The 12,093-nt window shown below is 55.0% G+C and carries 6 protein-coding genes and 4 pseudogenes; 4 read left to right on the forward strand and 6 right to left on the reverse strand.

The window, feature by feature from the left end:
* The first annotated feature begins 253 nt into the window (after window positions 1-253).
* Window positions 254-2,227, forward strand: a complete 1,974-nt coding sequence (locus CAter10_RS11085; protein ID WP_061533457.1) for an acid phosphatase — start codon at window positions 254-256, stop codon at window positions 2,225-2,227.
* A 316-nt stretch (window positions 2,228-2,543) separates the two neighbouring features.
* On the opposite strand, the gene CAter10_RS11090 is transcribed toward CAter10_RS11085, so the two are convergent.
* The 3 genes and pseudogenes from CAter10_RS11090 to CAter10_RS11100 all read right to left on the reverse strand — a co-directional run bounded on the left by CAter10_RS11090 (window position 2,544) and on the right by CAter10_RS11100 (window position 6,683).
* Entirely contained in the window at window positions 2,544-4,763 is a 2,220-nt protein-coding gene (locus CAter10_RS11090) for an FkbM family methyltransferase (protein ID WP_164840439.1), read from the reverse strand.
* 61 nt (window positions 4,764-4,824) lie between these two features.
* A complete protein-coding gene (locus CAter10_RS11095) occupies window positions 4,825-5,964 on the reverse strand; it encodes a DUF2827 domain-containing protein (RefSeq protein ID WP_061533459.1) in 1,140 nt (379 codons plus the stop codon).
* 39 nt (window positions 5,965-6,003) lie between these two features.
* Window positions 6,004-6,683 (reverse strand): annotated as a pseudogene (locus CAter10_RS11100) (Crp/Fnr family transcriptional regulator).
* 121 nt (window positions 6,684-6,804) lie between these two features.
* Between CAter10_RS11100 and CAter10_RS23575 the strand changes: the two are divergent.
* From CAter10_RS23575 to CAter10_RS23585, 3 genes and pseudogenes are all read left to right on the forward strand, one after another.
* A complete protein-coding gene (locus CAter10_RS23575) occupies window positions 6,805-7,026 on the forward strand; it encodes a hypothetical protein (RefSeq protein WP_236905308.1) in 222 nt (73 codons plus the stop codon).
* Complete coding sequence (locus CAter10_RS23580) at window positions 7,026-7,595, forward strand: AMP-binding protein (protein ID WP_236905545.1); 570 nt, start codon at window positions 7,026-7,028, stop codon at window positions 7,593-7,595. Before CAter10_RS23575 ends, CAter10_RS23580 begins: the two co-directional genes overlap by 1 nt.
* A 196-nt stretch (window positions 7,596-7,791) precedes the next feature.
* Window positions 7,792-8,441 (forward strand): annotated as a pseudogene (locus tag CAter10_RS23585) (AMP-binding enzyme).
* 103 nt (window positions 8,442-8,544) lie between these two features.
* On the opposite strand, the pseudogene eutC reads toward CAter10_RS23585, so the two are convergent.
* The 3 genes and pseudogenes from eutC to CAter10_RS11120 all read right to left on the reverse strand — a co-directional run bounded on the left by eutC (window position 8,545) and on the right by CAter10_RS11120 (window position 12,001).
* Window positions 8,545-9,352 (reverse strand): annotated as a pseudogene (eutC, locus tag CAter10_RS11110) (ethanolamine ammonia-lyase subunit EutC).
* 13 nt (window positions 9,353-9,365) lie between these two features.
* Window positions 9,366-10,775: pseudogene (locus tag CAter10_RS11115) on the reverse strand (ethanolamine ammonia-lyase subunit EutB).
* Window positions 10,776-11,032: 257 nt separating this feature from the next.
* Window positions 11,033-12,001 (reverse strand): LysR family transcriptional regulator, encoded by a 969-nt coding sequence (locus CAter10_RS11120; RefSeq protein ID WP_061533460.1) that lies wholly within the window; start codon window positions 11,999-12,001, stop codon window positions 11,033-11,035.
* Window positions 12,002-12,093: the final 92 nt, after the last annotated feature.

A 12,093-nucleotide genomic window follows, 5' to 3' on the forward strand; every position in this document is an offset into this window, starting at 1 on the left:
GATCAATCGAGAACTGCTCACAGCTCATCGAAGTGCAAAAGAGCGGCTCTCTATTTCTTGTGCCATTCAGGGCAGCGACCTAATTCAATGTGCCTATAGGCAGTGTTGAATTAAAGTGAATTTTCGGAAGCCATTTTTCATCATCGCTAATGAGTGCGGCTGCCGTTCGGATGCAGGCAATAACGTCACGCTGTTGTAGCATTTGACCACTATCATTCCTTCGTTTTTTTCCTTATAAATGAAGGCATAGAAAATGCAACTACAACAATCCTTTCTACACCGCCCGCTGGTGCTCGCCATCGGCGCAACGTTAGCATTAGCAGCTTGCGGTGGCGGATCAGATCAATTAAGTACTCCGCAATCTACGTCATCGGCGATAGTCATTCCGCCAGCGCCGGCAGATCCTGGCTTTGTCGATACCGCGCCAGCTGCTGCATCAGTACCTGCTTTTGTCGATAATGTCGCGAGCAACCAGCGTGGAGACGCGCGTTATGCAACCCTGGAAACGAATGCCGGGGTACGTCTTTTGGCAGGCTTCAAGGCAATCTGGCAGCCACTCACCGATATTGTTGACGCCGGTGTTACTGCTCCCGCGGTTGGCAATTTCCCTGCGATTGTGCCGTCAACCTGGACCGGCATTCCGAACGATGGCACCCCTGGCGGCACGGTACTCAATGCAGCCGTGCACAGCGCGAACATCCAGTATGTAGTTACAGCGACGTCTAATCGCACTTCAGCTCAGGCAACGGCCGCTTATTTGGACGATCGACGTGGCAAGGGATATAGCGTCACCGATGGCATGGGACCACTGACGACGGCATGGCGCCAAGTAGCGCAACAGACCACAAGCATTACGACGGTCCCTGCCGACGCGACTACTGTTTTGTACAATGACAGCGGGAATAATACCGGTGTCGGCGGCAACGCCAATCCGGCATTTGGTGGAGTTGTGGATTTTATCAACACCATGGGAAACAATGGATCAACAGAACCCGCCAAACGCTTCTATAAATATGCTCGGCCATTTCGTTGGAGTAGCAGTGTAGCCGTCGTACCTGCTCTTGTTCCAGCAGAGAGCTCTACACCTGCAACCGATGGCGGTTTTACCAGCGGTCATTCGGCGGAGGCTACCCGCGACGCAGTGGCGATGGCCTATGCTGTTCCCGAGCGATTTCAAGAGATTATCAGCCGTGGCTTGGAGCTAGGAGAAAACCGGATCTTGGCCGGTATGCACTCGCCGCTGGACGTGATGAGCGGACGCGTACTTGGTCAAGCCGTGGTTGCCGCCAACCTGATCGACCCAGCCAACGCGACAGCAAAAGCTACCGCGGTGACGCAGGCTCACACGGCGCTTATGGCGCAAACCAATACAACACCCGATACCTTTAATGCTTTTGCCCACTCTGTTAGCGCTACCACAGATCGGTTTGCTGACTATGCAACCAACAAGGCAAATTATTTGCGCCGCCTGACCTACGGCTTTACGCAAATAGCCACAACTACAACGCCTGCGATCGTACCCAAAGGTGCAGAAGTGTTATTAGAGACGCGATTGCCTTACCTCAGCGATGATCAGCGTCGCGTGGTGCTGAAAACGACGTCCATTGCCTCTGGATATCCGGTGTTGGACGACCCGGAAGGCTGGGGACGCCTCAATCTTTTTGCCGCAGCTGACGGATATGCCGCCTTCAATGGAAATGTTGTGGTGTCGATGGATGCAAGCAAGGGAGGCTTTTACGCAGCTGATAATTGGCGTAACGACATATCAGGTGCAGGCAAGTTAACGAAGCAAGGAAGCGGGCTTCTCAAGTTAAGTGGGAATAACACCTGGAGCGGTGGCACGCAGCTGGAGGCAGGGACATTGGAGGGAGATTCCGTGTCAGCCTTTGGCGCGGGCGATGTGTACGTTGCCGGCGGGACGCTGGCAAGCAATGCATCTGGTGCACTGAGCATTCTCGGGAAATATACGCAACTGCCAAGCAGCACATTGGAACTGAATATAGGGAGCGGTCAGCAAGGAACAGTTGCTGTCGTAGGGAATATAACCATTGCCGGCGGCACTCTTCACATCAAATTCCAAGGTGGGTATAAACCGGCCGTTGGAGAAACGATCCACGTCATCACCGCCGCAAATTTTAAAGGGAAATTCGATACGATTTCTGTAGACGGCTTCACTGCGGTCCCGCTATACAGCAATACTGGGTTGTTATTGCGTATTACTGCTTGATGACGTTGATTCAGCGCGGCGCTCTTGAGGTTGTGGAAAGCACTCCCTGCCTACCGGAATTTTTTTACGTTGCTCTTTATCGCGGGGAGCGCAAAAGCGCGTTCATCTCCTCCATATTGATGCTGGCTCAGGAGCGTTGCGATTTAAATGACATGGATTCTGCATCGACGTGAAGGAGGCACGTTGAGCGCGTTCGCAACTGCTCTCATCCGATTTGCGACAGATCCAGTGCGGATCATCACGAAGTTACAACGGCTAACTTTGGGACGGCATTTTCCCCGGCAGCGTCGGATGATGACTAATATCTCCCGCCAGCCTACTCTGCGGCCAATTTACGTCGCGTAATACGCGCCAGGCGCCAATCCAGCGTCGCCCATTGAATCTGCCCATCCAGATACTTCACTATATCGTCGTCGACGGCCGCTCTTAACATGCCGGCCACTTCAAAGCGCTCATTCGGAACACAGACCATATCCACCGCATATCCATTCAAGACGTCCTGCTCCAGACCGCGCCAATTGTCTTGAGTGAACAGCGGCGTGATGTAATACCAACAGGAATAATCCAATTGATTGAATTTATCAACGACTGCATTGCGGATCTCACGGCTGCCGATTTCAACATACACAACAGGACGATGGCGTGCGATTGCGTTGGTTGCGCCATCAAGCAACTCCAGCTCACAGCCTTCGACGTCAACCTTAATGAAATCGAGTCGTTCGAGGCATAAGGCATCCAATGTTGTGCAGTGCACCCGTTCCGTCTTGTCTGTCCAATGCCACTTCAATGAAGCGCTGCCAAAATTCCGTTCCTGATGAGGATCCAGCAGCGGAAACGCCACCTCTCCTACCTCGGCTCCCACAGCTTTTTGCAACGTCGTCACGTTGGTGCATGCGTTAATTACCAGATTGGTACAGAGCAGATGAAAGACATGGCGTTCCGGTTCGAAAGCTATTACGGCTCCCGCACCGGTAACCTTTCTGGATAACCAAACCGTATGCGAACCAAGATTGGCTCCAGCTTCGATCACGGTATCTCCGGCACCAACAATCTGTCCGAACAATGCAATCTTTGGCTCGGACCATTCGCCATACATCTCCAGACTGCGCCCTACATGGGTATCGTGACGGTTGACGAAGAATTTCCCGTGCCGCCCTTCTGTCGGAATGAAAACGGATTGCTCGCGGGATATGCGCGCGGTAGCCGTTTTCTGCTCAATCCGCTGGACGTCGCTGCGCATCACGATCACACGGAAGCGATCGGGGTAGCCCATGTAATGCAGCATGAAAGTGTCCGCATCGTAGAGAGCCGGATGCGAGTTGAACGATACGCAATCGGAAAGCGGCATCACGGCGGCCCCGCCCGCTTCTTGCCATGCCTCAATGAAAAACCGCTGATCGCCGCCGGAAGCATAGACCCCACTTTTGTCCAGCACGGCTTCAATCAGGGATTGAACCCGCTCCAGGTACGCACGACACATAGGCGTGTTGGAAAATGCCATGAAACCGCTATTAAAAGCATGGCCTGAAATGTCGCGTGCAAACGTGACGGGATTACCCTGTACGATTGATTCGAGCGGGCGTGTCAGGTCGTGTATCAAAATGTCGGCATCAACCCACACAACCTGCTCATGTTCGTCGAAGTGGTTCAGTAACAGGGCAGCTTTGACCCAGTTGCCGGCGACGGCTTCGCGCATATCTGTCGGCAAATCCCGATAGATGTGATGCGAGTATCCGTGGTGCAAACAATACGCCGTAATGTTAGCTTCGGAAATGGCGGCGTAGCGCCGTATGTTCGGCGTGTAACTGGTTATCAATGCAACTGACTTGCCCGGGTTGATAACCTCATATGCCGATTGCGTCGTTTGGATCGAATCAATATCGTCAAACAGCTTGCCATTTCGCGCTCGAACCTGGTTGAGATAACCGATGAAAATCGCAACGAGTCTGGCGTCGTATGTGTTTTCATGGACAGTCGGGTTGAATGACAGTACGAATGCGGACAGCTCGGGCAAGTGATGGCCGAATGGCGTGAAAAGTAAAATGGCGCGATGACGTTCCCCAATAAGCTGATCGTGCGGATGTGCAGATATCCCCTCCAGCTCCGCATGCATCCATCGATTGGCCATTCTGTCGGAGATGTTGCGCATTCGATCCAAAATATCGTCAACCATGCGCAATGCCTGCGCGCCCGCCCTCAAAATAAAAAAACTGCCGTCAGGGCGATGATGAAATGCGCACTGTGCGAACCAATACTCCGCGTTGCCAATCACATCCGGAATCGACAACGGTGCGTAAACCGCTGCCGACTCGTCTGAAAAAACCAGGATGGCATCTGCTGGCGCCGAAGACAGAATCTTGCGAACCAAACTGTACTTGTAAAGCAAAAGGGTGCGACAACCGTTATCTGGACTGGCAATTACATGTGTGAGATGTCTGTAGCCATACGTCGAACAGTAGGCGCGATGGTTTTCCTGTACTTCCTTGTGATGGGCGGTGAGCAGGATGGAATGAAAATAGACAGGGCTTGAATTCACGGCTGGCATCAAAAAGTGGTCGCGGTTGTAAGGATTTGAGCGCGTTTAACAGTATTCCGGTTCATACGACGGCTTGTTGCAACACCGCATGCAACAAGCGTTCATACTCTGCCGTCACTTGGGGATTGGTCGGTGAATACCGGCCGAGAATCTGGCGCTGACGAGTCAGATATTCTTGCCAAATGCCGTCATGGCTTGTCAGTACATCGATCAATTTGCGGCTGCCGTCCAGCACATTGTTATTTTCATAAAAATACCCGAGATCACGGCACATATGTGCGTTATGCACCAGCGGATATCCCTGCCAGCACACATCGAAATAAAAATAATTCAGGGCGTTTTCGATTTGGTGGGAAATCACCACATCGGTCATCTTGCTCAGAAAATTTGGGGTGTCGTGGTAGCCGAGAAAAACCGCCTTGTGCTCACGCACGATATCCATCTGATTCATCACTGCAATGAATTCCTTGCTATCGCGCGCCAACCGCTCTGTGTTTGTTACCTGCAGGAGAGCGATGTCTTGTGGTCGCTGTCGATAAGCCTCTTCAGCAATAAAGATCGGATACAGGCAGAATTTCACAATATCGTGATTCTGCTCCATCACGGCAAGGCGCTTGGGCCCGGATCGTGGACGATATTCGCCGTGATGCTCAAGGTCCTGGCTACGCTGATTGACGAAGATCGGGTCCCAGACAAACGGCGCCACCTGTGCAGGACGGCGGCGCAAGGTTTCAAAATATGACTGACTGATGTTGGCGACCTGCGGCACCATCCAGATGGCGTCGTAGCGTTGATTGACGAACAGGTTATATCCCCATAACGGCCGGCCAAACAAAACCGATTGCATCACATGGACGTACTCAAATCCGCAGCAGTAGGATATAAGTCGGCATCCCTGCTCCTTTAAATATGCGGTCTGATGCGAGTCAATCTGGCCACCGAGTTCGATCAATATATCCAGGTTATCCTTGGCCTGGTCAAACGTTACCGTTGGCCACCGGGCTTGATCCCAAGGCAGCGCCGAGGTGATCGCGATGGCAGTGGTATTGACTAAATGGACAGATTTCACACTCGGACATTGCTTCAACGTCTCGGCCAGATAGACGGCGTTCTGCTTGATGCCATTATTCCACAGGGATTCATTTTCCTGATGTAGCCCAATGGTGATGCCGATGCGTAGACTACGAGATAAAGAATTCATGTTTGCGGTTTTAATAAATTAAAGAAAGAGAGTGCTCAGTCACAGTTCAGCCAGGCCAAAACCGCGCAAACCAGGCAAATCGACAACCCGGATCGACTGGTATGACAGATTAATCAGCTTCAGTTCGGCCAGGTGCTGCAAAGCCTGATTTACCCGTTGCCGCGAAAGTCCCGTAAGCATACCAATTTCTTCCTGAGACAATTCCAACACGGCGGACGTGCGAGGATAAAGCTTCGGATGGAACAACTGGGCAATCGCCTGCGCCACCTGGGCATTGACGGCCAGCAACCTTTCGTTCTGGATCATGGCAATGAATTGCCCCATACGTTCATTCAGCTGCGTAATCACGAAGGCAGTAAAAGGCAGGCTTTCCGCCAGCAAGGTATGGAAGATCTCGGCTGGCACCAGCATGATCTCGGAATCGCGTATGGCGATCACATCATACCTGCGCAGTTCGCGCTTGATGACGCTGCCTTCGCCGCACCAGCCCCCTCCGGCACCCCGGAAAACGTCGCGCCGCGCCCTTCAACACTGTAAACAGCCAGCTTGATCAAGCCGCTGTGTACACCTATCCAATACTGCGACAATTGACCGCGATGGGCAATGAACTCTCCTGCGCCAAAGCGCTGCACCACTATCGTTGACTGCACCAATGCCTGATGAGGGGCGGAAAGTGCGGCAAACCAGTCGTGCTGGCTGAGATGCTCAATGTTGTTCATGCGATTATCATCCTTAAGCTGTCATTGAGACGACAAACCAATCTTGCCGTAAGTGGTAGCCTAGGACAATACATCCCGAACCAAACGGGAGAAGACATATATTCCACAGGAGACACATATCATGACGGTCGATTACGATTCCGGGCTGGGCAAGAATCCTGCCAATTTTGCCGCGCTGAGCCCGATTGACTTCATTGCACGCGCCGCCGAAGTATACGGCAACCGCCTGGCGATCGTGCATGGTCCGCTACGCCAGAACTGGCGTGATACCTATCAGCGCGCCTGCAGGCTGGCCAGCGGCCTGCGCCGGCTCGGCGTCGAAAAGGGGATACGGTGGCGGTAATGCTGCCGAATACGCCGGCAATGGTGGAGGCGCATTTCGGCGTGCCGATGGCTGGCGCTGTGCTGAACGCATTGAATATCCGGCTTGACCTGCCTTCTATCGCATTCATGTTACGCCATGGAGAAGCCAAAGTGCTGCTGGCAGACAGCGAGTTTGCCGACTCCGCGCGCCAGCTGGCACAACAAATTCCCGGCCTTTGCGTGATAGCGGTGAATGACATTCTCGGCCCGGACGATCCAGCCTTTGGCAATACCGACTATGAAAGCCTGCTCGCCAGCGGCGATGCAAATTTCCAATGGCGGTTACCTGACGATGAGTGGGACGCCATTGCGCTGAACTATACATCCGGCACCACCGGCGATCCCAAGGGCGTGGTGTACCACCATCGCGGCGCAACCCTGAATGCGCTTTCCAACATCCTGGAGTGGGATTTACCCAAGCATGCCGTCTATCTATGGACGCTGCCGATGTTCCATTGCAACGGCTGGTGCTTCCGTGGACCATCGCTGCGCGCGCCGGCATCAATGTCTGTTTGCGCAAATTCGATCCAAAACTGGTGTTTGACCTGATCCGCGAACACGGTGTCACGCACTATTGCGCGGCGCCGATTGTGCATGCCGCCTTGGCTAACGCTCCCGAAAACTGGCGTCACGGCATTCAGCACACGGTGCGCGGCATGGTTGCCGGCGCCCCGCCGCCACCGGCGGTCCTGGCCAGCATGGAAGCCATGGGTTTGACCTGGTGCATGTCTATGGCCTCACCGAAGTGTACGGGCCGGCGGCAGTCTGTGCCGAGCAGGACGGATGGGACAGCTTGCCGGTGGAACTCCGTGCGGCAAAAAAATCTCACCAAGGGGTGCGCTATCATCTGCAAAGCGCGATTGCGGTGCTGGATCCCGACACCATGCAACCCGTCGCCGCCGACGGCAAAGAAATCGGCGAGATCATGTTTCGCGGGAACATCTGCATGAAAGGCTATCTAAAAAACCCGAAAGCCACGCAAGACGCCTTTGCCGGAGGCTGGTTCCATACTGGCGACCTCGGTGTCATCGGCAGCGACGGCTATATCAAGCTCAAGGATCGCAGCAAGGACATCATCATTTCCGGTGGCGAAAACATTTCCAGCGTTGAAGTTGAAGACGCGCTATACCGCCATCCCGATGTATTGGCCGCTGCAGTGGTCGCCCAACCCGATCAGAAATGGGGCGAAACGCCTGCGCCTTTGTTGAACTGAAAGAAGGCAGCAATCTCACTGCAGAAGCCTTGATCGCGTTCTGCCGGAATATCCTGCCCGGCTTCAAGACGCCGAGGTCGATTTACTTTGGCCCGCTGCCGAAAACCTCAACCGGCAAGATACAGAAATTCGAACTGCGCGAACGCATGCGGTCCAGCTCGGCGATCGACGATCAGAACTGACATCAATCCAAATGCCATGGACGGTTGCCGACGGCTTGGATAATTAAGGTGGTAGTCCAGGAAGACACTAAGTCCCATGGAAACAAGTGTCGCGCTAGCCAGCTCAATAGTCGACGATCAAAAAATTGCGTTCCTGAGCATGCAATTTTCCCATTGCAGTGCTGGTTTCATCCTTCAGATCCACGCCGGACAACTGTCGCCGGCGCGACTCTGACAGTAGATAATGCAGCTTGTGGGCGGCGTTTTCGTAGCGCAAACCGGCTGGCCGCACATTGGAGATGCAGTTACGGCTGGCGTCGGTCAGGCCAACGTGCGGCATCCAGGTCAGGTAGAGCCCATGCTGTCCGGTGAACTCAAGCCGGGACGTTCTCCGATGAGTACCACGACCATCTTGGCGCACAGCAGCTCAGCCACTTCATCGCCGATAGCGACCCTGCCTTGCTCGACGATCGCGATCGGCGCGATGGACCAACTCTGTGCCGCCAACTGAGGTAGCACCAGTTGCAGAAAAGGCAGCGCGTTCTGTGTAATCGCCAGCGCAGATAATCCATCAGCCACAACAAAGGCAATATCGAAGGGCCGCTCGCGCTGTGAACACTGCATTGCAAGCAATGTCTGGCGCGATGCGGTATCCAGCCGACGCCCCAGATCAGGGCGTTGCAAATATGTGTTGCGGTCGACAGCCGCGCTATGCAGCGCGACGCAGGACTGCCCTGCGCGGAAAGTCCGGCGCAAATGAATGGCAGGTCCAGCGCGAGATGGACTGCATCGCGCGCTTGGGCGTGCGCCAGTTGGAAGGCCAGTTGCGGCGCAGTCGGCAAGCTGACGCCAGCCCGGCCCAATGCGATGCGAGCGGCGGTGAACTGGCGCAAGGCCTGCCACGGGTTGGCGATAACGGATTTCTGCTTCATTGATCACACGCTTTCAAAGGCGCAACAAGGCCTGCCGGAACGCTGGCGGCAGCGCTTCGCTGAGTCGGAACTGCTCGTCGGCGCTGAATATCTGCATCTTCTGCAACCACGCTTCAAACTCCGGCGCCGGCCGCAAGCCCAGCGTGCGACGCACATACAATGCATCGTGGAAGGAAGTGGTCTGGTAATTCAGCATGATGTCGTCCGAACCCGGAATGCCCATCACAAAAGTACAGCCAGCCACCCCGAGCAAGGTCAGCAGCACATCCATGTCGTTCTGGTCGGCCTCGGCATGGTTGGTGTAACAAACGTCGCAGCCCATCGGCAAGCCGAGCAGTTTGGCGCAGAAATGGTCTTCCAGGCCGGCGCGAATGATCTGCTTACCGTCGTACAGATATTCGGGGCCAATGAAACCGACTACAGTATTCACCAGTAGCGGCTTGAACTGGCGCGCCACTGCGTAGGCACGCGTTTCGCACGTCTGCTGATCGACGCCGTGGTGCGCATTGGCAGACAGCGCGCTGCCTGCCCGTCTCAAAATACATGACGTTGTCGCCGACAGTGCCGCGTTTCAGCGACAACGCTGCGCTACGCGCCTCACCGAGCAGGCTTAGGTTGACGCCGAAACTGCGGTTGGTGGCCTCGGTGCCGCCGATTGACTGGAATACCAGGTCAACCGGCGCACCTCGATTGATCGCTTCGATGGTGTTGGTGACGTGAGTCAGCACGCAAGACTGAGTCGGAATATCGTATCGGGCGATGATGTCATTCATCATCGTCACCAGGTTGATCACTTGCGGCACATTGTCGGTGGCTGGATTGATGCCGAACACCGCGTCGCCGCTACCATACAACAAACCATCAAGGAGACTGGCGGCGATGCCGCTGGCATCGTCGGTAGGATGGTTCGGCTGCAGGCGGGTCGACATGCGGCCGGCAGGCCGATGGTGTTGCGAAATGCGGTCACCACGCGGCATTTCTGTGCAACCAGAATCAGATCCTGATTGCGCATGATCTTGGACACGGCGGCCGCCATTTCCGGGGTGATGCCCGGCGCCAGTGCGGCCAATACAGCACTATCCACATCATCACCCAATAGCCAGTTGCGGAAATCGCCGACGGTCAGGTGGCTGACGGTCGCAAAAGCAGCAGCATCGTGACTGTCGATGATCAGCCGCGTTATCTCGTCGTCTTCATAGGGGATCAGCGCTTCGTTAAGAAAGGTGGCAAGCGGCAACTCGGCCAGCGCCATTTGCGCCACCGCACGTTGTTCCGCACTGTGATCCGCAACGCCTGCCAGGATGTCGCCGGAACGCGCCGGCGTGGCCTTGGCCATGAGATCTTTCAGATCGCGAAAGCCGTAAGTCTTGCCTCCCACGATGTGGGTGTACTGATGTGTATGCAAGGTACTTGAATTGGTCATGATGATCGAACCCATTGGTGGTGCTTCCAAGCGCCGCTCTCTCATTTATGCATGTTTGCAAGCGAAAAGAGATGGCATTGCGACAATTTTCCTTGAATGAAATCGTTGACTCGCTTTGTGATTTGCTGCGCCATCAAATTATCGAACGCGGTCAATTCTTTCACGATTCGAGCCGCATGAACACATGCGGCACTGACCGGTCGATGCAATCGCTGGCAGACAAAGAATCCTCCCATCAGTTCATACGTCGGCGTTGTCTATAATGGCAGAGAGCCATTCTCAACGCCCGCTCGCCTCGCTTGGTTTTTGATTGACAGGATCCAGGCCAGGTTTTGCGCGCGGAACGCCTCAGTGACGAAATCGACAAAAGCCCGTGTCTTTGCGGGCAGCAGTTTCTGGCTGGCGAAGTACAGTGAAATCGGCCCGATGTCGCTATGCCAATCTGGAAGCAGCCGCTCCAGCGCCCCGCTTTCCAGATGCGGCAGCGCATGTGGCACGGCAACCAAGCCAACACCCAGCCCCAATAATGTGGCGGGAAAGATTGCGTCCGGGCCGCTGACTGTCATGACGGCTTTCTGCGCCACCGCCATTTCAGCACCTGCGCTGTTGCGCATGACATAGGTGCGCGCCCGGCCGCTCAGCGCCGAACGCATCACGATGCCGGGAAGCTCTGCCAGTTCGGCCGGATTCTCGGGGCGTCGTTTTCCTCGCATAAACGCTGGCGATGCCACGGCAATCAAATGCAATCTTCCCAGTTCACGCGCCACCACGCCTGGCGGCAGTTCGAAGCCACCGCCGATGGCGGCATCGAAACCGCCGGCGATCAGGTCCAATGGACGGTTATCGAAGTGCCAATCCGGCATCACTGCAGGGTAGCGCTCCAGAAAGCCCGGCATTAGCGGCAACAGGTAATCCATTCCAAAACCTGGCGGCGCGCTCAGCTTCAATACTCCCGCCGGCTGCCCGGCATTGACCGTGATATCGGCAATCGCACTCTGGATGCTGTCGAGACCGCCTTGCACTGTTTGCAGGAAACGCTCGCCCGCCTCAGTCAAAGTCAGGCCGCGCGTAGTGCGCTGAAACAGGCGGACGCCGAGGTTGCGCTCCAACTGCGCCACGTTGCGGCTGATCGCTGCGGGCGTCAATGCCAGCCTACGCGCCGCCGCCGAAAAGCTGCCGATCTCGGCGCTACGCACGAAAGATTCCAGATTGGCGAGGGTTTCCATGATTTATCTTTCAAGTAATACTTGAAACTGATTATATACAGCATCTACTAACGCTATAGGACATGGAAGCCTAAGATTGAGCTCAGCAAGAC

It is taken from the genome of Collimonas arenae (assembly GCF_001584165.1).
In the GTDB taxonomy this organism is placed as follows: Bacteria; Pseudomonadota; Gammaproteobacteria; order Burkholderiales; family Burkholderiaceae_D; genus Collimonas; species Collimonas arenae.

Excerpts from the sequence above, each read along its gene's own strand:
- CAter10_RS11120 (WP_061533460.1), bottom strand. The coding sequence starts at position 12,001 with ATGGAAACCCTCGCCAATCTGGAATCTTTCGTGCGTAGCGCCGAGATC.
- CAter10_RS11095 (WP_061533459.1), bottom strand. The coding sequence starts at position 5,964 with ATGAATTCTTTATCTCGTAGTCTACGCATCGGCATCACCATTGGGCTA.
- CAter10_RS11085 (WP_061533457.1), top strand. The coding sequence starts at position 254 with ATGCAACTACAACAATCCTTTCTACACCGCCCGCTGGTGCTCGCCATC.
- CAter10_RS23580 (WP_236905545.1), top strand. The coding sequence starts at position 7,026 with ATGCTGCCGAATACGCCGGCAATGGTGGAGGCGCATTTCGGCGTGCCG.
- CAter10_RS23575 (WP_236905308.1), top strand. The coding sequence starts at position 6,805 with ATGACGGTCGATTACGATTCCGGGCTGGGCAAGAATCCTGCCAATTTT.